Origin of the sequence: Nocardioides nitrophenolicus, assembly GCF_016907515.1 — a bacterium.
In the GTDB taxonomy this organism is placed as follows: Bacteria; Actinomycetota; Actinomycetes; order Propionibacteriales; family Nocardioidaceae; genus Nocardioides; species Nocardioides nitrophenolicus.
The window spans coordinates 2,339,400-2,362,567 of the sequence record NZ_JAFBBY010000001.1; the positions used below are offsets into that span (position 1 = coordinate 2,339,400).

Annotated in this window: 15 protein-coding genes; 4 read left to right on the plus strand and 11 right to left on the minus strand. The window is 71.9% G+C overall.

Going from position 1 to position 23,168, the window contains the following annotated elements:
• Window positions 1–4: 4 nt before the first annotated feature.
• Both JOD66_RS11465 and JOD66_RS11470 read left to right on the plus strand, forming a co-directional pair.
• The gene (locus JOD66_RS11465) at window positions 5–1,429 is read left to right on the plus strand and encodes a sensor histidine kinase (RefSeq protein ID WP_239545195.1); all 1,425 of its coding nucleotides are present in this window, start codon (window positions 5–7) and stop codon (window positions 1,427–1,429) included.
• Complete coding sequence (locus JOD66_RS11470; protein ID WP_204837007.1) at window positions 1,422–2,000, plus strand: hypothetical protein; 579 nt, start codon at window positions 1,422–1,424, stop codon at window positions 1,998–2,000. Before JOD66_RS11465 ends, JOD66_RS11470 begins: the two co-directional genes overlap by 8 nt.
• Window positions 2,001–2,007: 7 nt before the next feature.
• Here JOD66_RS11470 and JOD66_RS11475 read toward each other — a convergent pair whose 3' ends face one another.
• The 8 genes from JOD66_RS11475 to JOD66_RS11510 all read right to left on the minus strand — a co-directional run bounded on the left by JOD66_RS11475 (window position 2,008) and on the right by JOD66_RS11510 (window position 19,396).
• Window positions 2,008–2,490: an SRPBCC family protein gene (locus JOD66_RS11475; RefSeq protein ID WP_204837008.1), complete on the minus strand. Its 483-nt coding sequence runs from the start codon at window positions 2,488–2,490 to the stop codon at window positions 2,008–2,010.
• A 51-nt stretch (window positions 2,491–2,541) separates the two neighbouring features.
• A complete protein-coding gene (gene pabB, locus JOD66_RS11480) occupies window positions 2,542–3,822 on the minus strand; it encodes an aminodeoxychorismate synthase component I (RefSeq protein WP_204837009.1) in 1,281 nt (426 codons plus the stop codon).
• 4 nt (window positions 3,823–3,826) lie between these two features.
• Window positions 3,827–4,372 (minus strand): anthranilate synthase component II, encoded by a 546-nt coding sequence (locus tag JOD66_RS11485; protein ID WP_204837010.1) that lies wholly within the window; start codon window positions 4,370–4,372, stop codon window positions 3,827–3,829.
• Between the two features lie 279 nt (window positions 4,373–4,651).
• Window positions 4,652–5,209: a transglutaminase-like domain-containing protein gene (locus JOD66_RS11490; protein ID WP_307823452.1), complete on the minus strand. Its 558-nt coding sequence runs from the start codon at window positions 5,207–5,209 to the stop codon at window positions 4,652–4,654.
• A 9-nt stretch (window positions 5,210–5,218) separates the two neighbouring features.
• Complete coding sequence (locus JOD66_RS11495; protein ID WP_204837011.1) at window positions 5,219–7,135, minus strand: anthranilate synthase family protein; 1,917 nt, start codon at window positions 7,133–7,135, stop codon at window positions 5,219–5,221.
• 83 nt (window positions 7,136–7,218) lie between these two features.
• The gene (locus tag JOD66_RS11500; protein WP_204837012.1) at window positions 7,219–8,010 is read right to left on the minus strand and encodes a substrate-binding periplasmic protein; all 792 of its coding nucleotides are present in this window, start codon (window positions 8,008–8,010) and stop codon (window positions 7,219–7,221) included.
• A gap of 169 nt (window positions 8,011–8,179) precedes the next feature.
• On the minus strand, window positions 8,180–16,648 hold the full coding sequence (locus tag JOD66_RS11505; RefSeq protein WP_204837013.1) for an SdrD B-like domain-containing protein: 8,469 nt from the start codon (window positions 16,646–16,648) through the stop codon (window positions 8,180–8,182).
• Between the two features lie 213 nt (window positions 16,649–16,861).
• The gene (locus tag JOD66_RS11510; protein ID WP_204837014.1) at window positions 16,862–19,396 is read right to left on the minus strand and encodes a CHAT domain-containing protein; all 2,535 of its coding nucleotides are present in this window, start codon (window positions 19,394–19,396) and stop codon (window positions 16,862–16,864) included.
• Window positions 19,397–19,493: 97 nt separating this feature from the next.
• Between JOD66_RS11510 and JOD66_RS11515 the strand changes: the two genes are divergently transcribed.
• Window positions 19,494–20,885 (plus strand): S8 family peptidase, encoded by a 1,392-nt coding sequence (locus tag JOD66_RS11515; RefSeq protein ID WP_204837015.1) that lies wholly within the window; start codon window positions 19,494–19,496, stop codon window positions 20,883–20,885.
• Window positions 20,886–20,894: 9 nt separating this feature from the next.
• Here JOD66_RS11515 and JOD66_RS11520 read toward each other — a convergent pair whose 3' ends face one another.
• Window positions 20,895–21,350, minus strand: coding sequence for a hypothetical protein (locus tag JOD66_RS11520; protein ID WP_204837016.1), 456 nt, complete (start codon window positions 21,348–21,350; stop codon window positions 20,895–20,897).
• Window positions 21,351–21,914 carry an RNA polymerase sigma factor gene (locus JOD66_RS11525; RefSeq protein ID WP_204837017.1) on the minus strand — a complete coding sequence of 188 codons (564 nt, stop codon included), beginning with the start codon at window positions 21,912–21,914 and terminating at the stop codon, window positions 21,351–21,353. It lies immediately after the preceding gene.
• 132 nt (window positions 21,915–22,046) lie between these two features.
• Here JOD66_RS11525 and JOD66_RS11530 point away from each other — a divergent pair, with 132 nt between their 5' ends.
• Window positions 22,047–22,658, plus strand: coding sequence for a LuxR C-terminal-related transcriptional regulator (locus tag JOD66_RS11530; RefSeq protein WP_204837018.1), 612 nt, complete (start codon window positions 22,047–22,049; stop codon window positions 22,656–22,658).
• Here JOD66_RS11530 and JOD66_RS11535 read toward each other — a convergent pair.
• Window positions 22,655–23,167: a MarR family winged helix-turn-helix transcriptional regulator gene (locus JOD66_RS11535; RefSeq protein WP_204837019.1), complete on the minus strand. Its 513-nt coding sequence runs from the start codon at window positions 23,165–23,167 to the stop codon at window positions 22,655–22,657. The genes JOD66_RS11530 and JOD66_RS11535 overlap by 4 nt on opposite strands.
• Between the last annotated feature and the right edge of the window lies 1 nt (window position 23,168).

Consider the following 23,168-nt stretch of genomic DNA (forward strand, 5'->3'; position numbering starts at 1 on the left):
GCCCATGGCGACCTCCTGGAGCCTGGCGATGGGCCCGGGCCCCGACGGACGCTGGCACTACCGCCGCTCGCTCGCGAGCCGGGTGATCTGGCTGACGACGATCGCGGTCGGCATGTCGGTCGCACTGGTGGCGGTGGGCGCCTACATCACGGCTCGGGTGCAGATGCAGGACACCCTCGACAACGCGCTCGTCTACCGAGCCGAGAAGGCGGCCGACTCCGACACCCTGCTGCAGGTGGGCTCGCAGGGCATCCCCTCGTGGGCCCTCGGCGCCGGCGACGTCCGGATCGCGATCCTCGACTACAACGAGCGCACCCTGCGGATCCTCGACCGCGGCCCGACCCTGGAGCTGGGCCGGTCCGAGCTCGAGGTGGCGCAGGGCAAGAGCGACCGCAGCCTGCGCACCATCGAGCTCGGCGGCGAGCGCTACCGCGTGGTCGCCGTACCCACCCAGCAGAGCGGGCTCGCGCTGATCATCGCCCAGCCGCTCGAGGACCAGGACCGCACGCTGCGCCGGCTGGGCTGGGTGACCATCGCGTTCGGCTTCTTCGGCGTCCTGGCCGCCGGGCTCGCCGGGTGGGCGGTCGCGAGCAACGGCCTGCGACCGGTGCGTCGGCTGAGCGGCTCGGTCGAGGAGATCGCCCGCACCGAGGACTTCACGCCGCTGCCCGTGGAGGGCGACGACGAGGTGGCCCGGTTGGCGACGGCGTTCAACCACCTCCTGGTCGCGCTCGACGCGAGCCGGACCCGGCAGCGCCAGCTGGTCGCCGACGCGAGCCACGAGCTGCGGACGCCGCTGACCGCGCTGCGCACCAACATCGACCTGCTGACCATGACCGCGCGCAGCGCCGACGGCTTCGGCGGCCTGCCGCCGGACGCCCGCGACGAGCTGCTCGACGACGTCCGGGCCCAGATCGAGGAGCTGACCACCCTCATCGGCGACCTCACCGAGCTCGCCCGCGACGAGCCGATCCCGGTCCAGGTCGAGCCGGTCGACCTGGCCGATGTCGTCGACCACGCCGTGCAGCGGGTACGCCGACGCGCCCCCGGCCTGGAGTTCGAGGTCTTCACCCGCCCGTGGTGGGTGATCGGCGAGGACGCCGAGCTGGAGCGCGCGGTGACCAACCTGCTCGACAACGCGGCCAAGTGGAGCCCGAAGGGCGGACAGGTGACCGTCCGGCTCAGTGACGGCGTGCTGACCGTCGACGACCAGGGCCCCGGCATCGCCGAGGCCGACCGGACCCGGATCTTCGACCGGTTCTGGCGCTCCGACGATGCCCGCACCATGCCCGGATCGGGTCTCGGCCTGGCGATCGTGCGCCAGGTCGCCGCCCGCCACTCGGGCTCGGTGCAGGCCACCGCCAACGCGAGCGGAGGCGCCCGCCTCGTGCTCAAGCTGCCCGGACGGGAGAACAACCCCCATGCCTGAATCTCGGCGTACCGCCCTGGTGGCGGCCGTCGTCTGCCTCCCCCTCGCCCTCGCGGCCTGCGGCGGCGACGAGAAGGTCGGCGCCAGGCCCAGCCTGCCCACCGAGACGCCCGCGCTGTGGAACACCTGCGACGTCCTCGACGCGGCGTTCGTGAAGGCGCAGTTCGGCATCGACGCCACCGAGCACACCGGCACGCCCACCAAGCCGGAGTGCCGGTTCACCCCCGCCGAGGGCAGCGGCGACGCGGCGATCACCTCCAACTACCTGCTCTTCCCCGGCACCCTCGAGCAGGCGTGGAAGACGATGGGCCAACGGGACGACGCCGACGTCCGCACCCCCGCGATCGACGGGGCCGACGACGCGCGCGTGGTCGTCAACGCCACCAAGGAGCAGCTCTACGTCACCGGCTTCGTGCAGAACGGCGACCTGATCCAGCAGGTCGACGTCGTCGACCCGGCGCCGTACGACGAGAAGCGGGTCGTGCGCGGCGTGCGGGCCACCCTCACGACGCTCTCCACCCACGCGGCCGAGACCGGCGCGGGCGCGGACCCCACCGCGTCGCCGAGCTGACGCCCGGTCAGCTCGCGTCGCCCGACCGGATCGCGGCGAGCACCACCGGGTCGCCGCACCCACGGGCGAAGCCCTCGATCCGCGCCCGGATCTCTCGGCCGAGCAGCACCCGGCCGATCCGCTCCGCGACGGGCGCGAGGAAGCGCGGCCGGCAGGTGAAGCTGTACTTCCAGGTGGCGAGGGTGCCGTCCCCGTCGGCCTCGAACCGCCAGCCGGCACCGAGCTTCTCGAAGAACCAGGGCCCCCGCTCCATCACCATGCCGACATTGCGGGGCGGGGCGTAGGAGACGTAGCGGCTGACCATCGACGGCCCCAGCCGCTGCCGGGTGAAGGTCCGCACGCCCGTGGCCGGCTCGGTCGCCCCGTCGAGGAAGTGCTGCTCGCGGATGAACACATCCCATCTCCGACGCACCGCGCCGGTGGTCTGGGAGACCGCGAACGCGACCTCCGGTGGGACCGGGACACGGATCCGGGACTGGACGACGGGCACGCTCCCTGTCTACCCCGAGCCTCGGCGTCGAACCCCGACGAGCCGCGGTCGTCAGGGGTTGATCGCCTGCAGCAGCCGGGCGGCCTTCCACTCGGTCTCGGCCCACTCCTCGGCCACGTCGCTCGCGACGGTGATCCCGCCACCCGTCCCGAGCACGTAGTCCCCACCGGCGGTCGTGAGAGTGCGGATCACCACGCCCAGGTCGGCGCGACCGTCGCCGGACACCCAGCCGAAGGCGCCGGCGTACACCCCGCGCGGGGTGGCCTCGACCTCCTCGATGATCTCCATGGTCCGCAGCTTGGGGGCGCCGGTCATCGAGCCGGCCGGGAACAGCGTGCGGAGCGCGGCGACCGTGGTGACGTCGTCGCGGAGCCTGCCCCGGACCGTGGAGACCAGCTGGTGCACGGAGGCATAGGACTCGACGTCCATCAACGACGGCACCTCGACCGAGCCGACCTCGCAGACCAGGGCGAGGTCGTTGCGCAGCAGGTCGACGATCATCAGGTTCTCGGCCCGGAACTTAGGGTCGCTCGCGAGCCGGTCCCGCGCGGCGGCGTCCTCGGCGGGAGTGCTGCCGCGGGCGGTGGTGCCCTTGATCGGCTTGGTCTCGATCGTGCGGTGCTCGTCGATGAGGGCGTAGCGCTCCGGCGACGAGCTGAGCACCCAGGCCCGGGCCCCGTCGACGTCGTGCTGCAGGAAGCCGGCGTACGGCGCCGGGTTGAGCGTCCGCAGCCGGAGGTACGCCGCCGCCGGGCTCAGCGTGCTGGCCGTGCGGAGCCGGTGGGTGAGGTTGACCTCGTAGGAGTTGCCGGCGTGCAGGTGGTCCTGGACGGTCGCGAAGGCGGCGGCGTAGGCCGGCGGCGGGGGGCTGTCGGAATCGCCGGTCGACCGGTTGTTCCGACGCTTGTCGGGCGTTGCAACGCCCGACAAGTGCAGGTTCTGCCCGACAAGTGGGTGCTCGTACTCGCGGATGTGGGAGGGCCGCAGCCACACGGCGTCGGGCAGGTCCGGGTCGGGTACGGCGGGCAGGTCGGCACGGGCGGCGTACCCGAAGTAGCCGAACCACTGGTCGCTCCGGCCGCCCGCGGCGAGCTCGGCCTCCAAGACCGCGAACGGATCCTCGCCGACCACCGCCGAGCGGCCGCCGGCATGCCGGGTCACCTGGCGGGTGGTCGCGTCGTAGGTCAGGGAGACGTCGTCCTCGTCGAGCCAGGCGAGCATCGAGCGCCGCCGCGACCAGTCGCGCGCGCCGCCGCCGTCGAGCCAGACACAGCGGGCATGGCGGGCCTGGATCCGGGCGAACGCCTCGGCGGGGTCGCCCTGGGTCACCATCGGATCAGCGTCCCACGGCGAGGAAGTTCGCGACCAGCCTCGCGCCGTGCTCCGACAGCACCGACTCCGGGTGGAACTGGACGCCTTCGATCGGCAGCACCCGGTGTCGCACCCCCATCACCGTCCCGTCGGCGGCCCAGGCGCTCGCCTCGAGCTCGTCGGGCAGCCGGGTCGCCGCCAGCGAGTGGTAGCGGACCGCGGCGATCGGGTCCGGCAGGCCGGCGTACACGCCACGCCCGTCATGGCGCACCACCTCGACCGTTCCGTGGGCCGGCTCCACCCGCCCGACCTCGCCGCCGAACGCCACGACCATGGCCTGCATGCCGAGGCACACCCCCAGCACCGGCCGCTCCTCGTCGAAGCTCCAGGCGTACTCGCTGGGGTGGCCGGGCCCCGGCGACAGCACGATGTGGGAGTACGCCGCGAGGTCGACCGGGTCGTCCCACTGGATGACCGTCGGCAGGACGCCGGTCACGCCCGCCACGAGGTGGACCAGGTTCCAGGTGTAGGAGTCGCGGTGGTCTACGACTAGTACGTCGGGGCTGCTCATCGCGTCGGCTCGGGGGGTGGGAGGCGGACGGGGGCGGGGCGTAGAGTCGAAGGAAGGAAGCGGGACGGACCAGGTAGGCGCTGGGCCGTCCCGCCCCTGCTTACGGCTTCCGACGGAAGCGGTCGACCACCTGGATGATCGCCCACACCGCTCCGGGCAGTGCCAGCAGCTGGCCGCGCGCGCTCGGCGCGGACTCGGCCGTCGGAGATCATGGGCACGATCGTCCCTGCCGAGGGCGGTGCAGGCCAGCGCGATGGTGCGGCCTGTGGATGACCGGCGTCACGGCTCGACCGCCAGCTCACCCCGCCGCAGTGCCGCGACCACCCCCGCGGCCGGTACGACGTGCACCTGCGGCAGGTCCGCCTCTCCGAGCGCGGGGTCGACCGGCCAGGCCAGCCGCTCCTCGCCGAGCGCGAACTCCGCCGCGACGCCGGGCTTGTTGCCGCGCGGGTCCTGGCGGTGCCAGTCGCCGTCGAGGTGGACGGCCACCAGGCCGTGCAGGACGTGACCGGGGCCGTCGGCCAGGCGCTGGTAGCACAGCCCGGTGGGGACGCCGCCGGCGCGCAGCACGGCCGCGAGCAGGTGCGCCTTGGCGTAGCACCAACCCACCCCGTCCGCGAGCACCTCGGTCGCGGTGACCGCGAACCGCGGATCGCCGGCGTCACCGGCATGGGCGATCTCGTCGCGCACCCAGGCGAAGGCCGCCGCCGCGAAGGAGGCGTCGTCCAGGACGCCCGCCCCCAGCCGCGACGCGAGAGCCACCACCTCCGGGGCGGTGGCCTCGACGACGTCATCGGCCGCGAGATAGGCGGCGGGCGGGCCCGCGATCAGCTCCACCTCCCGCACCTAGAGCAGGACGCCGGAGACCAGGTCGTGGACGATGTCGAAGCCGCGCTCGGTGAGGATCGACTCCGCATGGAACTGCACGCCCCGGTAGTGCGGACCGGAGAGCGCGTTGACGTCACCCGTCTCGGGGTCGGCGTCGACCCGCACCCCCGCGGGGAGCGCCAGGTCGTCGGACACCCGGCCGACGAAGGTGTTGTAGAAGCCGACCTTCTGCGGGCGCCCGTCGAGCAGCACCGTGGCCTGGGTGCCCTGGAAGACGATGTCCTTGTAGGCGAGCGGGATCCCGAGCTGGTGGCACAGCGCCTGATGTCCGAGGCAGACCGCGACGAACGGCCGCTCGTGGGCCAGCAGCCAGGCCACGGCCGCGCGGAGCTGGCCCATCTTGGGGTCGGCGTCGTCGCGGGGGTCGCCGGGGCCGGGACCGACGATGACCAGGTCGAAGCCGTCGAGTACGCCGTCGACGTACTCCTCATGACGGACCACCTCGCTCGTCATGCCCATCCGGGCGAGCATGTGGCGCAGCATGTTCACGAAGTCGTCCTCGCCGTCGAGGATGACCGCGGACTTCCCGGCCAGGCGCGGGTCGACCGGCGTACCGGCCTGGTCGGCGAGCCAGAAGCCGGAGAGCCGGCTGTTGCGGGCGTTGAGCGCGATCAGCACCTCCTCGTCGGCGACGAGGGTGGCGATGTCCGTGGTGGGTACGGGTGCCGGCGGGACCAGGCCGAACGCGGACAGGATGCCGCCGGCCTTGGCGTGCGTCTCGGCGACCTCGTACGCCGGCACGGAGTCGCGCACCAGCGTGGCACCGGCGGTCACCTTCAGCTCGCCCGTGACCGAGACGTCGGCGGTGCGCAGCACGATCGGGCTGTCGAGGACCGGCTCGCCCTCCTCGTCGCGGCCGAAGATCGCCAGCGCCGACGCGTAGTAGCCGCGGCCCTCCGGCTCGTACTGCTTGATCAGCCGGCAGGCGTTCTCGACGGGCGAGCCGGTGACCGTGGCGGCGTACATCGTGTCGCGCAGGACCTCACGGACGTCGCGCGTCGTACGGCCGGCGAGCAGGTACTCGGTGTGGATCAGGTGGGTCATCGGCTTGAGGAACGGGCCGAGCACCTGGCCGCCCTCGGTGCAGATGTCGCACATCATCTTGAGCTCCTCGTCGACGACCATGAAGAGCTCGTAGATCTCCTTCTCGTCCTTGAGGAACTCCCGCATCCGGGCCTCGGTGCTGCGGGTCTCGCCGGCGGGCGGGCGCAGGTGGAAGGTGCCGGAGATCGGGTTCATCCGCACGTCGCCACCGTGGACCGACACGTGCCGCTCGGGCGAGGCGCCGATCAGGAAGCGGTCGCCGGTGAAGAAGACGAAGGTCCAGTACGCGCCACGCTCGCGCTCGAGCAACCGGCGGAACACGGTCAGCGCCACGTCGGGGCCGAAGTCGGCGACGACGGCGCGGTAGTTGCGGCCGATGACGAGGTTGGCGCCCTCGCCCTGGCCGATCTCGCCGTCGATGATCGCCGCGACGATCTTGGCGTACTCCTCGTCGGAGGTCTCGAAGCCGCCGCGGTCGGTGAACTCCACCTCGACCGGGTCGATCGCGTCGATGACGTCGGCCACGGAGAACTCGTGCTCGCTGCGTACGTCGACCACCACCAGCGGGGTGCCGTCGTCGTGGGCCTCGAAGCCCCGCTCGCCGACCTGGCGGAAGGGGACGGCCACCAGCCGGTCGCAGATGTGCCCCGGCTCCGGGACCCCCGTCTCGAGCGGGATGTCCATGATCGACTCGACGACGCTGCGGGTCCCGCCGAGCACGCCGACGGTGTCGCGGTCACCCGCCCGGGTGGAGCGCCGGATGATCGCCCAGGCCTCGTGCCCCTGGACGGCCGTGATGGCTTCCCGGGCGGTGAGGCTGGTCTCAGTCATGGCCGCAGCCTATGCGCGCGCCGACGCCGGCCGGCAGGGACCTTCGCTCTGCGGACGGATCGCACGGACGCTCTGATGTCGCGCTAGCGCAACGTCGTCGCCTTCCAGGCATCGCGGAGCCAACGCTCGTCCAACGCCCGGAGGACTCCCTCGGCCTCGAGATCGTCGAGGACCCGGTCGACGCAGCCCACGAGTCCGCTGCCGGCGGGCAGCGCGATGCGCAGCTGAGGTGCGCCCTTGCCCGGCGACCTGGCAAGCCCGACCAGCCGGGCAGCCGGAACCCGTGCCATCAGCTCATCGGCGTCCGGGAGATCGACGATGGCGGTCGCCTCCCGGCGATCGCGCAACGCGTCGGACACTGAGCCGAGGTCGCCGTACGACGTGACCTTGGCTCGCGGCGAGCCTCGCGTCGCGAGGAGCGCGCCGGCCGAGCCGGCCACCACGGCGACCTCGGTCGCACGGAGCTCGGCGCGGCTCGTCGGTCGGACCTCCTTCCGCGTCGTCACGACCGCCTGCGGCACGCGGTAGTAGCCCCGTGAATACGCGACACCGGCCGCCGAAGACTCCCGGTACTGCCCGACGCCGATGTCGAAGCGTTCCGCGGCGTTGACGACCTCGCCGTCCGGGACCGAGACCATGCGCACCCGATCGGCGTCGACCTCGAGGCGCCGGACGAGCTCCTTGATCAGCGCCGCCTCGAAGCCGCTGCCGTCCGCAGGGTCGCCGTCGACCCAGGGCGTCCGCGGTGGCGACGCCGTCCCGATGACCAGATCACCATCGAGAGCACAGCTCGGATCCGTCGCACCCTCCGAGGACTCCCGGCTCCCACCGCCGCCTCCGACGGAGCACGAGATCGCCAGCGGGACGATCGCCACGACCGCGCCCAGGACCACCGCACCCGTACGGAGCCGGCTCCACCGAGCCTTCCTCCCCGTCCGGTGCCGGGCCCCCGTTCGGGCCGGTACCGACGCCCGCGGCCCCTCTCTCACTCCTCCCGGGCGTGCGGATGGTCCCCGCGGGGGCTCGTCCGGACTCGACGGATGCTCATCCACGACGACGTCCCCTCACGACCGCCGCCCCGCCGGCGCCGAAGAGCAACAGCGCCATCCCCAGCAGCCCCAGCACGCCCGCGGGCGCACCGGTATCGGGCAGCACACCGCCGCCGTCGCCGGAGCCACCGCCCGGGTGGCCGGGCTGGCCCTGCTGACCCGGCTGACCCTGCTGGCCCTGCTGGCCCTGCTGACCCGGCTGACCCTGCTGACCCTGCTGACCCGGCTGACCCTGCTGGCCCTGCTGACCGGGCTGACCCGGCTGACCGGGCTGACCGGGCTTTCCGGGTTGCGGGGCCGCCGCGACCACTCCGGCATCGACCGTCAGGTTGTGCGGTGCGTCGGCGGTCAGCGTGATCGTGCCGGTGCGACCGGTTGCCGGGTCCGCGTTCGAGTCAGCAGCAGCGTCACCACCAGCGGTCTGAGGGGAAAGCGCGGTCCCAGCAGGCGCGGTGAACCGCACCTGGTAGTCGCCCAGGGGCAGGTCGTCGAACAGGTACGACCCGTCCGCACCGGTCGTCACGGTGTCGACGACGTTGCCGTCGGCATCGAGCAGCGCGACGGTCACGCCTGCGAGACCAGGTTCACCGGCGTCCTGGATCCCATCACCATCCGTGTCGGACCACACCAGATCACCGATCGAACCCCGAACCGGCGGCGGCGGAACCACACCTGCATCGACGGTCAGGTTGTCCGGTACGTCGGCGGTCAGGCTGATCGTGCCCGTCACGCCCGTGGCCGGGTCGGCATCTGAATCGACAGCATCGTCGGAACCCGCGTTCTGCGGGGACAGAGTCGTGCCGTCCGGCGCGGTGAACCGCACCTGATAGTCACCCAACGGGAGCTCATCGAACAGGTACGACCCATCCGCACCGGTCGTCACGCTGTCGACCACGTCGCCGTCGGCGTCGAGCAGCTCGACAGTCACGCCCTGAACACCCGGCTCGTCAGCGTCCTGGACCCCGTCACCATCAGTGTCCGACCACACCAGATCACCGATCGACCCCAAGACAGGCACCAGGCCCGCATCGACCGTCAGGTTGTCCGGAGCGTCGGCGGTCAACGTGATCGTTCCCGTGACACCGGTCGCCGGGTCGGCATCTGAATCGGCAGCATCGTCGGAACCCGCGTTCTGCGGGGACAGAGTCGTGCCGTCCGGAGCGGTGAACCGGACCTGATAGTCACCCAACGGAAGGTCGTCGAACAGATACGACCCATCGACCCCGGTCGTCACGCTGTCGACCACATTGCCGTCGGCGTCGAGCAGGTCAACAGTCACGCCCTGAACACCCGGCTCACCGGCGCCCTGGATCCCATCCCCATCGGTGTCGGACCACACCGTGTCGCCGATCGAACCCAGCACCGGCGGGACCGGCACCACACCCGCATCAACCGTGGTGTTGTTGGGTTTGTCCGCGGTCAGCGACACCACACCACTCAGACCCGTGCTCGGGTCCGCGTCCGAGTCGACCGCATCGTCACCACCGGCGCCCTGCGGCGACAGAGTCGTCCCATCAGGGGCGGTGAACCGGACCTGATAGTCACCCAACGGGAGCTCATCGAACAGGTACGACCCATCCGCGCCCGTGGTCACGCTGTCAACCACGTTCCCGTCGGCATCGAGCAGCTCGACCCGGACCCCAGCCACGCCGGGCTCATCGGCGTCCTGGATCCCATTCCCATCGGTGTCGGACCACACCAGGTCACCGATCGAACCCAGCACCGGCGGCGGAACCACACCCGCGTCCACCGTCATGTTGTCGGGTGCGTCGGCGGTCAGCGTGATCGTTCCCGTGCGACCGGTCGCCGGATCGGCATCTGAATCGACAGCATCGTCGGAACCCGCGTTCTGCGGGGACAGCGTCGTGCCGTCCGACGCGGTGAACCGGACCTGGTAGTCACCCAACGGCAGGTCGTCGAACAGGTACGACCCGTCCGCACCGGTCGTCACGGTGTCGACGACATTGCCGTCGGCGTCGAGGAGCTCGACTCGGACCCCCGCCACGCCGGGCTCGTCGGCGTCCTGGATCCCGTCACCATCAGTGTCCGACCACACCAGATCACCGATCGACCCCAAGACAGGCACCAGGCCCGCATCGACCGTCAGGTTGTCCGGAGCGTCGGCGGTCAACGTGATCGTTCCCGTGACACCAGTGGCCGGGTCGGCATCTGAATCGGCAGCATCGTCGGAACCCGCGTTCTGCGGGGACAGAGTCGTGCCGTCCGGGGCGGTGAACCGGACCTGGTAGTCACCCAACGGGAGGTCGTCGAACAGATACGACCCATCGACCCCGGTCGTCACGGTGTCGACCACATTGCCGTCGGCGTCGAGCAGGTCAACAGTCACGCCCTGAACACCCGGCTCACCGGCGCCCTGGATCCCATCCCCATCGGTGTCGGACCACACCAAGTCACCGATCGACCCACGAACCGGCGGCGGCGGAACCACACCCGCATCCACGGTCATGTTGTCGGGTGCGTCGGCGGTCAGCGTGATCGTTCCCGTGCGACCGCTCGCCGGATCGGCATCTGAATCGACAGCATCGTCGGAACCCGCGTTCTGCGGGGACAGCGTCGTGCCGGCCGACGCGGTGAACCGGACCTGGTAGTCACCCAACGGCAGGTCGTCGAACAGGTACGACCCGTCCGCACCGGTCGTCACGGTGTCGACGACGTTGCCGTCGGCATCGAGCAGCGCGACGGTCACGCCCGCGAGACCAGGTTCACCGGCGTCCTGGATCCCATCCCCATCGGTGTCGGACCACACCAGATCACCGATCGAACCCCGAACCGGCGGCGGCGGAACCACACCCGCATCCACCGTGATGTTGTCGGGTGCGTCGGCGGTCAGGCTGATCGTGCCCGTGCGACCGGTCGCCGGATCGGCATCTGAATCGACAGCATCGTCGGAACCCGCGTTCTGCGGGGACAGCGTCGTGCCATCCGGCGCGGTGAACCGGACCTGGTAGTCACCCAGGGGCAGGTCGTCGAACAGGTAGGACCCGTCCGCACCTGTGGTCACGGTGTCAACCACGTTGCCATCCGCGTCGAGCAGCTCGACCCGAACCCCAGCGACACCGGGCTCATCGGCGTCCTGGATCCCGTCACCGTCGGTGTCGGACCACACCAGATCACCGATCGACCCCCGAACCGGCGGCGGAACCACACCCGCATCCACCGTGATGTTGTCCGGAGCGTCGGCGGTCAGGCTGATCGTGCCCGTGCGACCGGTCGCCGGATCGGCATCCGAATCGACAGCCCGATCACCACCCACCCCCGACGGCGACAGCGTCGTGCCATCCGGCGCGGTGAACCGCACCTGATAGTCACCTAGAGCCAGGTCGTCGAACAGGTACGACCCGTCCGCACCGGTCGTCACGCTGTCGACCACGTCGCCGTCGGCGTCGAGCAGATCGACCCGGACCCCAGCCACGCCGGGCTCATCGGCGTCCTGGATCCCGTCACCGTCGGTGTCGGACCACACCAGATCACCGATCGACCCCAAGACAGGCACCAGGCCCGCATCGACCGTCAGGTTGTCCGGAGCATCGGCAGTGAGCGTGATCGTGCCCGTGACACCCGTGGCCGGGTCCGCGTCCGAATCGACGGCCCGATCACCACCCACCCCCGACGGCGACAGCGTCGTCCCGTCCGGCGCGGTGAACCGCACCTGATAGTCACCTAGAGCCAGGTCGTCGAACAGGTACGACCCGTCCGCACCGGTCGTCACGCTGTCGACCACATTGCCGTCGGCGTCGAGCAGATCGACCCGGACCCCAGCCACGCCGGGCTCATCGGCGTCCTGGATCCCGTCACCGTCGGTGTCGGACCACACCAGGTCACCGATCGATCCCAAGACAGGCACCAGGCCCGCATCGACCGTCAGGTTGTCCGGAGCATCGGCAGTGAGCGTGATCGTGCCCGTGACACCCGAGGCCGAGTCGGCATCCGAGTCAGCCGCGTCATCACCACCAGCGTTCTGCGGAGACAGCGTCATCCCAGCAGGCGCGGTGAACCGCACCTGATAGTCACCCAACGGCAGGTCGTCGAACAGATAGGAACCGTCCGCGCCCGTGGTCACCGTTTCCACGACACTGCCATCCGCATCGAGGAGCTCGACCCGGACCCCAGCCACGCCGGGCTCGTCAGCGTCCTGGATCCCGTCACCGTCGGTGTCGGACCACACCAGGTCACCGATCGATCCCAAGACAGGCACCAGGCCCGCATCGACCGTCAGGTTGTCCGGAGCATCGGCAGTGAGCGTGATCGTGCCCGTGACACCCGAGGCCGAGTCGGCATCCGAGTCAGCCGCGTCATCACCACCAGCGTTCTGCGGAGACAGCGTCATCCCAGCAGGCGCGGTGAACCGCACCTGATAGTCACCCAACGGGAGCTCATCGAAGAGGTACGACCCGTCCGCGCTCGTCGTCACGGTGTCCACGACGTTCCCGTTGGCATCGAGGAGATCGACTCGGACCCCAGCCACACCGGGCTCGTCAGCGTCCTGGACCCCGTCACCATCCGTGTCGGACCACACCAGGTCACCGATCGATCCCAAGACAGGCACCAGGCCCGCATCGACCGTCAGGTTGTCCGGAGCATCGGCAGTCAACGTGATCGTGCCCGTGACACCCGAGGCCGAGTCGGCATCCGAGTCAGCCGCGTCATCACCACCAGCGTTCTGCGGAGACAGCGTCATCCCAGCAGGCGCGGTGAACCGCACCTGATAGTCACCCAACGGGAGCTCATCGAAGAGGTACGACCCGTCCGCGCTCGTCGTCACGGTGTCCACGACGTTCCCGTTGGCATCGAGGAGATCGACTCGGACCCCAGCCACACCGGGCTCATCGGCGTCCTGGACCCCGTCACCATCCGTGTCGGACCACACCAGGTCACCGATCGACCCACGAACCGGCGGCGGCAGAACCACACCAGCGTCCACCGTCATGTTGTCCGGAGCACCGGCGGTCAACGTGATCGTGCCCGTGACACCCGTCGCCGGGTCCGCATCCGAATCGACAGCATCGTCACCACCAGCGTTCTGCGGAGACAGCGTCGTCCCGTCCGGGGCGGTGAACCGCACCTGATAGTCACCCAACGGCAGGTCGTCGAACAGATAGGACCCGTCCGCGCCCGTGGTCACCGTTTCCACGACACTGCCATCCGTATTGAGCAGTTCGACGGTCACGCCCTGAACACCGGGCTCATCGGCGTCCTGGACCCCGTCGCCATCGGTGTCGGACCACACCAGGTCACCGATCGACCCACGAACCGGCGGCTGCAGAACCACACCAGCGTCCACCGTCATGTTGTCCGGAGCACCGGCGGTCAACGTGACCGTGCCCGTGACACCCGTCGCCGGGTCCGCATCCGAATCGACAGCATCGTCACCACCAGCGTTCTGCGGCGACAGCGTCGTCCCGTCCGGGGCGGTGAACCGCACCTGATAGTCACCCAACGGCAGGTCGTCGAACAGATAGGAGCCGTCCGCGCCCGTGGTCACCGTTTCCACGACACTGCCATCCGTATTGAGCAGTTCGACGGTCACGCCCTGAACACCGGGCTCATCGGCGTCCTGGACCCCGTCACCATCCGTGTCGGACCACACCAGGTCACCGATCGATCCCAAGACAGGCACCAGGCCCGCATCGACGGTCATGTTGTCCGGAGCGTCGGCAGTCAACGTGACCGTGCCCGTCACACCCGTCGCCGGGTCCGCATCCGAATCGACAGCATCGTCACCACCAGCGTTCTGCGGAGACAGCGTCATCCCAGCCGGCGCGGTGAACCGCACCTGATAGTCACCCAACGGGAGCTCGTCGAACAGGTACGACCCATCCGCACCCGTCGTCACTGTGTCCACGACACTGCCATCCGCATCGAGCAGTTCGACGGTCACGCCCTGAACACCCGGCTCGTCAGCGTCCTGGACCCCGTCACCATCCGGGTCGGACCACACCAGATCACCGATCGACCCACGAACCGGCGGCGGCGGAACCACACCAACGTCCACCGTCATGTTGTCCGGAGCACCGGCAGTCAACGTGACCGTGCCCGTCACACCCGTCGCCGGGTCCGCATCCGAGTCAGCCGCGTCATCACCACCAGCGTTCTGCGGAGACAGCGTCATCCCAGCAGGCGCGGTGAACCGCACCTGATAGTCACCCAACGGCAGGTCGTCGAACAGATACGACCCATCCGCACCGGTCGTCACGCTGTCGACCACATTGCCGTCGGCGTCGAGCAGCTCGACCCGAACCCCAGCGACACCGGGCTCATCGGTGTCCTGGATCCCGTCACCATCGGTGTCGGACCACACCAGGTCACCGATCGAACCCCGAACCGGCGACGGAACCACACCCGCATCGACGGTCAGGTTGTCCGGTACGTCGGCAGTCAACGTGACCGTGCCCGTGACACCCGTCGCCGGGTCCGCATCCGAATCGACAGCATCGTCACCACCAGCGTTCTGCGGAGACAGCGTCGTCCCAGCCGGCGCGGTGAACCGCACCTGATAGTCACCCAGCGGGAGCTCGTCGAACAGGTACGACCCATCCGCACCCGTGGTCACTGTGTCGACGACACTGCCATCCGCATCGAGGAGCTCGACCCGAACCCCGGCCACACCGGACTCGTCGGCGTCCTGGACCCCGTCACCATCCGTGTCGGACCACACCAGGTCACCGATCGACCCCAGCGGGGGCAGTACGCCGGCGTCGAGGGTGCGGTTCACCGGCTCGGCGCGGGTGAGGGTGACGGATCCCGTCTGTCCGCTGGCGGGGTCGGCATCCGAGTCCAAGGCGTCGTCGTTGCCGACGCCCTGGGCCGTCCACCGGGTACCCGTGGGCAGCGTGCTCGTGTCGAACCGCACCGCGTAGGTGCCGAGCGGAAGACCCTCGAGCAGGTAGCCGCCGTTCGCGTCCGTCGTGGTGGTGGCGACGACGTTCCCGTCGGCGTCGAGGAGCTCGACCCGCACGTCCGCGACACCTGGCTCATCGGCGTCCTGGACGCCGTCGCGATCGTCGTCGGACCACACCGTGTCACCGATGGTGCCGAGCACCGGGGGCATGATCCCGGCGTCGAGGGTGAGGTTGTTCGGGGCGTCGGCGGTCAGGGTGACCGAGGGCGTGCGGCCGGTCACGCGGTCGGCGTCGGAGTCGGTGGCGTCCGGGCCGACATCGGGCTGCGTGAAGGCGGAGCCCGCGGGCAGCGAGTCGGGCGCGAAGCGCACGGAGTAGGTGCCGAGGGCGAGGTCCTCGAAGAGGTAGCCGCCGTCGGCGCCCGTGGACGTGGTGGCGACGACAGCGCCGGAGCCGTCGAGGAGCTCCACGGTGACGCCCTCGACGCCCGGCTCGCCGGGATCCTGCTGCCCGTCGCCGTCGTCGTCCTGCCACACCTTGTCACCGATGGAGCCGAGGATCGGCAGACGCAGCGCGAACCGCTGCAGGTCGGACAGGGCGATGTTGCCGCTGGTCAGCAGGTCACGCTCGCTGTAGATGATGTTGGCGCCGTTGACGCCGTCCTGGTTGTTCGTCGAGCTGGTGGTGCGGTAGGCGGCGCCGGTGCCGTACTGCGCCGTGGCGAAGTCGCTCCACGGCGTGACCTGCGGCGTCACCCGGAAGGTCGCGGTGGTGAACGTGCCGCGCAGGACCACCGAGCCACAGCCCGCCGCGACGGTCTGCGGCGCGGAGATCCGCGTACCGCGGGCCTCGGTGCCCTCTCCGGTCGCGCCGGAGTTGTCGCACATGGTGTTGGCGTTGCGCTCGGCGACGCGCAGCGTGGTGCCGTCGGTCGTGAGGTTGGTGGCTCCCGCCGACAGGTTCTCCATGCGGACGCCGGCCGTCTGCAGGCGCCAGACAGTCTGGATGCTCGAGCCGCGGGCGTACTGGTAGCTGTCGGTGCGCGAGTTCGCGTAGCCGCCGAGCCCGGTGATGTCCAGCACCGGGTCGGTGACCGGGCGGTCGAAGGTCAGCGTCAGGGTGCCGCCCGAGGTGGCGCACTCCCCGCGGTAGCTCTGGTGGGCGTTGGTCCGCCATGGGGTCTGGCAGTTCGTGGCGTTGGTGTTCATCCCCAGCACCGGCACGTTCGCCGGCGTCGGAGAACCGATGAAGGTGCCGGGCGAGGGTCGGTGCTGACTGAGGTTGCCCGCCGACACCAGCGCGTTCGCCCCCGGATAGTTGCCGTCGGCGGCCGTGAACTGAGCCGTGACGTTGACCGTGCCGTCGGGCATCGGGAAGCTGGAGGTCGCCCTGAGGCTCGGGGTGTTGCCCCAGCCACCGCCCGCCGGGTGGTAGGTCGTGCTGGTCGGGTTGCTCAGCGCCCACGGCTCGTTGAACACGTAGCCGTTCTGGGTGACGGCGCTGGCGTCGGGCGCCGACCCCACACCCGTCACGACCATCGCCGCGACTACCAGCACAAACCCACCCAGGCGCGCACAGACGCGACGCCATGCCGACATCGGCATAGAACTTCCCCCTTGGTCCGAAAGGCCGAACTGCGGTGTCCCGGGGAGCGGCCCTGAAGTGACCACACCCCCCAGCAAGGCCAGTCGTGGACACTAGGGGTCGGAGCGGGACGGGGATGGCCGCCAGCATGCAAAGTTCGCAGAATGGGTGTTTTCAGTCGGCGTCCCGCACGTCGACGCACGGCGCCTCGTTCGTGGCCGTGCGCCCGACGCTCACACGCCCAGCGCGAGGAAGGCGGCCGCGGTGCCGGCCGCGACCGGGTCGCCGGCGACCTGCCGGCGTACCTCCCACAGCGCGGTCGCCGGGTCGCTGCCCCGCGCGAGCGCCGCGTGCAGGTCGACCATCAGCATCGAGGTCGCGGCGTCGTTGACCTCGCCGACGCTGCAGACCAGGCCCGCGGTGCCGAGCGAGAACAGCGCCGCCGCCAGCCCGAGCAGCTCCTCGGCACCGACCGGAGCCATCACGCCGGACTCGCAGGCCGACAGCACGACGCGGTACGGCGCCCGCGGCACCCGCTCCAGGTCGTGCACGGTCAGCGGCCCGTCGGCCAGGTCGAGCGCCGAGAACAGGGGGCTGTCGGCGCGGAAGCGCCCGTGGGCGGCCAGGTGGACCAGGCCGGCGCCGTCGAGGTGGGCCAGCACCGCGTCGAGGGTGGCGTTCGGCCCGTCGAGGAGCACGGCGTCCGGGTGCCGCCGCGCCAGGACCGGCACCTCCGCGCCGCCGCTCGCCAGGGCCGGTCCGGCGACGAGGACGGTGCCGGCATCCCGGGGTGGCGACGTGGCGCGGGCACGCAGCCACTGGCCCGCCGACGGGACCACCGCGAACGGCCGGTCGCCGAGTACCGGCAGCAGTGACCAGGCCAGGCCGTGCAGCCGGGCGGTCGGCGCCAGCACGATCGCGGTGTCGGGGAGGAGGCGTACGGCGTCGCCGAGGATCGCCTCCTGGAGGGCCCTGCCGACGGCGGCGGTGTCGGCCGGCCGGCCGCGGGCCGCCCTCCGCAGCAGCATCCCCGCCGGCCCCAACAGGTCGGCGATCTGGGCGGTGCTCCCGGCCACGCGACGGCGTACCTGCCCGGCGTGGACGACCACGACGTGGAGGCTCCCGTCGACGTCGACCAGCTCGACCAGGCAGGCATCGCGGGTGGCCGCGACGATCTCCTCGACTCCCGCCGGCCGCTGCTGGGCGGCCGTGGTCGCCGACAGGGTGTGGCTCTCCGCCCGCACCGCCCGCTCCAGCCTCCGGCGCTCCCGCTCGAGCTCCTCGGTCTCCGCGCCCTCCTGGCGGGCCTCGGCGAGCTGCCGCCCGTTGTCGCGGAGCGCCGCCAGGGACGCCGGGATGGTCGCCGCGTCCGAGGTCGCCGGCGGCTGCGCCAGCGCCGTCGCCCGGGTCCGCTCGCTCCAGCGCAGCAGGGTCCGGGCATCGCCGGCCGCGTGCCGCAGCGCGATCGTGGTCAGCTCGCGTCCGTGGGTCGTCGCCAGCGCGCGGAGCTCGGAGGAGCCGATCAGGCGCCGGTGCTCGTCGATCGCGTCCAACCCCGCCGCGGCCGCCCGCAGCACCCCGCCCCGGTCGGCGCGCTCCTCGCGCGCCAGGGCGCCGGCGTACCAGGCACCGGCGCGGACCAGGGCGTTCGGATGGTGGCGGTACGACGCCGCCCGGGTCCAGAGGTCGAGCCGGTCCTCGCCGTCCGAGAGACGGCCGGCGAGGGTGAGGGCGAGCGGTGCCTCGGGGGCGTGCTCCTCGTCGAGGGCGACCGCCAGCCTGGTCGCACGACCGCGGCTCACCGCCTCACCGACCAGCAGCCGCGCTCGCAGCCCGACCAGCTCGGCCCGGTCGCGGTGCCACGCTCGACGCTGGCGCTGGAACATCCGCTGCGCGGTCCGCGCCTCGTCGAGGGCCCGGCCGCCGTCACCCAGCGCCAGCAGCGCGGTCGCGTGGAGCAGGTGCAGCTCGGCCTGGTCGACGGCAGGGAGGTCACCCTGCTCCAGGAAGCGCGCGATCAGGTCGACCGCCTCCCGTGCGAGCCCGGCGGCAAGGTACGCGCCGGCGTGGGGGGCGGCGCCGGCGTACCGGACCGGTCGGCCCAGGGCGCGGTACTCGGCCGCGGCCTCGGCGTGGATCCGCAGCCCGGTCGCGAGATCGCCGGCGGCGGTCGCGATCTCGGCGCGGTTCTCGAGCGCGGTCAGCCGCTCGAGCCGCGCACCCGTCCGGGCCAGGAGTCGCTCGGCACGTCGGGTCTCCTCCTCGGCCGCGCCGAGGCGGCCGTGGCGCAGCTCCAGGTCACCGAGCCAGATCCGGGTCCGGGCCTCCCACAGCTCGTCGCCCACCTCGATCAGGGCGTCCCGCGAGGACCGGAGGACGGGAACGGCGTCCTCGTCGCGCCCGAGCAGGACGAGGGCTCCAGCTCGGCGCATGCCGATCCGGGCGGCCAGGGCTCCGGTGGCGCCCTCCGCCGCTCGGGTCAGCTCGGCGAGTCCGGCGCGGCTGCGGCCGGCGAAGACCAAGGTGGCGCCGAGCGTGGCCCGCACGTCCCTCTCCCGGTCGGGAGCCGCGGCACGGCGCGCCGAGCGCAGCGCGGCGCGCAGCTCCCGGAGGGCCAGCTCGTGGTCGCCCCGTTCCCGGTGCACGATGCCGAGACACTGATGGGCGTAGGAGCTGGCGAGCGGATCCGCCGGTCCGGCCAGCAGCAGCTCGGCGCGCGCCCGCCCCTCCTCGGGGTCCTCGAGCGCGAGGTCGAGCAGTTCCTCCATCGGCGGTCTGTGCTCCTTTACGAGACCCGCGCGGCAGAACTACGTTAGCGCCGCCGGCGGGCCACGGCTGCCCGCCACCTCGCCCTCAGGAGCGGCCATGAACGACCCCGACCGACCCAGCCTTCCGGCCGGCCTGCTGCGCGAGCTGCTGCGCAGACTGCGCCTCTCCCGCCCTCGCCCACCTCGCGACGTCCCGGCCGAGCGACTGCGTGCCCAGGTCCGGGTGATCCGGGACGCGATGCGGGGCCCCGGGGTCCTCGGCGCGCCGGCGAAGGGAAGCCAACCGCCCCGCGACGACGCGGACGTCGACTACCTGTACCGGCCCCGGCACGCCCTGGTCCGGCGCGAGGATCTCGGCAGGCTGGAGGAGTACTTCGCGACCGACGAGAACCGCAAGCGGTTCACCGGAGAGCTCGCCGCCCGCGAGACCCGGGTCCTCGACCTGGTGCTGGCCGCCCTGCCCTCGCGCGTGGACGGACGGGACGACGTCCTGGCGACGCTGGAGGAGCTGGAACGCTCCCGGGTCGTCGAGCGCGGCACGGTCACCCCCGACCACGTCGTGTACGTGACCCCTCGGGGCTTCATGTGCCCCGCCACCGAGCCGGAGACCCCGCACCGCCACACCCAGCCCTGGCCCGCCGCCCAGACGTCGCCGGGCCGGCTGGCGGGCCGGGACCGGGTCCGGGTGGCGGTGGTCGACACCGGGCTGTGGACCGACGCCGTGGGAAGTGCCCGGACGCCGTGGCTGGCGGTGGGCGACGTGGTGGCCGACCCGAGCGACGTCGAGACGGTGAACCCCGCGGCGATCCACCCGTACGCCGGCCACGGCACCTTCGTCGCCGGCGTGATCAGCTGCCTGGCCCCCGACACCCGGATCGAGGTGGAGGGCGTGCTCGTCCACGGGGGCGCGGTGTTCGAGTCCGAGATCGTGCAGCAGCTCCACGAGGCGATCGAGGACGACGACCGTCCGCAGGTGATCAGCATCTCGGCCGGCACCCACACCCGCGGCGACTTCGCGCTGCTCGGGTTCGAGCTGCTCGGCCGGTCCCACGAGCTGCGCGAGCGGGACGACGTACTGATCGTCGCGGCGGCGGGCAACGACTCCAGCGACCGGCCGTTCTGGCCCGCGGCCTTCCCGTGGGTGGTGTCGGTCGGCTCGGTGGACCCGGACGCGAGCGTCTCCGACTTCTCGAACGTCGGACCGTGGGTCGACGTGTACGCGCGCGGCCGCGACCTGGTCAACGCCTTCCCCAAGGGCAGCTACACCTGCCACGAGCCGCCGCACGTGGGCGAGGTGCGCACCTTCGACGGGCTCGCCCAGTGGAGCGGGACGTCGTTCGCGACGCCCGTCGTCACCGGGCTGATCGCCGCGCGGATGCGGGAGACCGGGCAGTCCGCGCGGGCGGCCTGGCAGGACGTCGCCGCGACCGCGACACCCCGGACCGATCCGCGGGGCGGGGCGATCCAGGTGGTCGGGCCGCTGACCTGAGCGCGGCGCTCAGAGCGCGACCCAGGGCGTGGTGAGGGACCACCCGCCCTGGTCGACGACGAAGCGGACGGTGCCGGACCGCACGCCCTCGAGCCGGAAGAACCCGGCGGCGTCGGCGACGGCGCTGACCGCGTCCGCGTCGGGGCGCTCCAGCAGCACGGCGGCGGGGTCGGGCGCCGTGGCGGCGGCGCCGGCTCCGATCACCTGGCCGAGCACGGTCTCGCCGTCGACCTCCACCTCGAGGGTGAGCCCGCCGTGCCCGAAGGAGAGGGTGCGGGGGCCGTCGGCACCGGAGCGGACGGCGGCGCCGGGGTCGAGGGCGGAGTCGTGGAGCAGCTCGGCGAGCTCGGCGTCGACCGAGCGCCAGGTGAAGGCGGCGCGGGCCGCCGTTCGCCGCCGGTCGCTGACCGCGGCCTCCTCGGCGACGGCCCGTCCGAGCAGCGCCATGAGCTCGTCGTCGTTCACTCAGACCACCTCCACCAGTCGGCGCAGCGTGGGGGTGCGCCGCAGCTGCTCGAGCGCGCGGGCGCGGGTCGGGCCGATGCTCCCGATCGGGATGCCGAGGCGGCGGCTGATCTCCTCGTAGCCGACCGGTGGGTCGGCGAGCAGGAGCAGCAGCAGCGCCCGGCGCGCCTCGGGAAGCGCGGCGAGCGCCTCGCGGAGCAGCTGGCGGCTCTCGGCGGCCAGCAGGTCGATGCCGGCGCTGTCGTCGATGACGGCGTCGAGCCCGGTCGCGTCCTGCGGGTCGACCGGGCGGACCCGGCCCCGGGCGGACAGCAGGCGCAGGCACTCGTTGCGGGTCGTCGTACGGATCCAGCCGGGGAGTGCGGCGGGCTCGCGCAGGTCGCCGAGATGCTCGACGAGCCGCAGCCACACGGTCTGGCTGACGTCGTCGCCGTCGGCCTCGGCGAGCCGGTGGCCGCGGATGATGGCGTCGACGAGCGGGAGGAAGCGGTCCACGATCGCGTCCCACGCATCTCGATCTCCTTCCCGCGCCGCGGGGACGAGCGCCGACAGCGGCGAGTCCACGACCACACCCGACCCCCTTCGCGACGCGAGAGCTTGCGGATGCATCGTCCCGCACATCGGACCCGCGAGCCAGTGCCGCTGATACGTCGAGCTCGCGCGTATCACCGACCCAGGCCGGCGACTCCTCCTCCCATGACCTGGAGCATCCACGAGCGTCTACGCATCATCCGCGTGGTCGAGGCGGTCGCCGCCGTCGACATGAGTGGCGCGCTGCCCTGGCGCGAGGAGTGGAGCACCTACTTCGGCGGCCCGGTCGGGCTGCTCGCCGCGCTCCGCGCCCACGGCGCGCACGGCGCGCACGGGAGGCCGGCGCCACCCGAGCCGGAGGACGACGACCTGGACGACCTCGGCGACGACCGCAGGATCCGGCGCAGCGCGCTGGGGGTGCGCGCGATCCTGGACCGGTACGACGCCGCCGGCTCGACCGAGCCGGTGCTCCTGCGGCTCACACCGCGGCGGCGCCCCGGGGCGCCGATGCGCGCGCGCCGGACGAGCACCGTCGAGCTCACCACCCTCGCCGCGGCCCGCCTGGACCGGCTCAGCCGCCGGCAGCGCCGGGTGCTCGAGCTGGTCGCGCTCGGGCAGTCGGAGGCGGCCATCGCGGCGGTGCTCGTGCTGCGCCCGGAGACGGTCGCGGAGCTGCGTGCCGAGGCGTTCCGCACGCTCGGGCTCACCCCGTCACGCCATCTGGACCACCGGCTGCTGGCGATCTTGACCCTGCAGCAGGCCCAGGGCGTGTCCTAGCCTCGATCCTCGCGCTCCTCGGCGCGCACGGTGACCTTCTTGAGCAGCCGGTTCAAGGTGGTCAGCTCGCGCTGGGTGAGCGCCTCGGCGAGGTCGTCCTCGGCCCGGCCGCGGATGTCCATCGCCCGCCGCCAGATCGCGATCCCGGCCTTGGTGACCTCCACGATCACCCGGCGCCGGTCGTCGACGCCGGGGAGCCGACGGATCCAGCCGGCCTTCTCGAGCCCGTCGAGCCGCCCGGTCATCCCGGCACCGGAGACGCCGAGCTCGGTGGCGAGCTCCGTCGGCGAGGCGGATCCGGGCGTGTCGCGGATCATGAGCACGTGGAGGGTCTCGTACTCGAAGTCGCTCAGCCCGACCTCGGCGACGGCGCGCTGCTTGGCACGGCGCAGGTAGCGGTCGATCCGGTGCACGCGGGAGAACGCGCCCTCGACCTCCTCGTCGAAGGCCACGTCCAGCCAGTGGTCCTTCCAGCGCGCGACGTGGCGGTCCGTCCAGTCCTCGGCCATG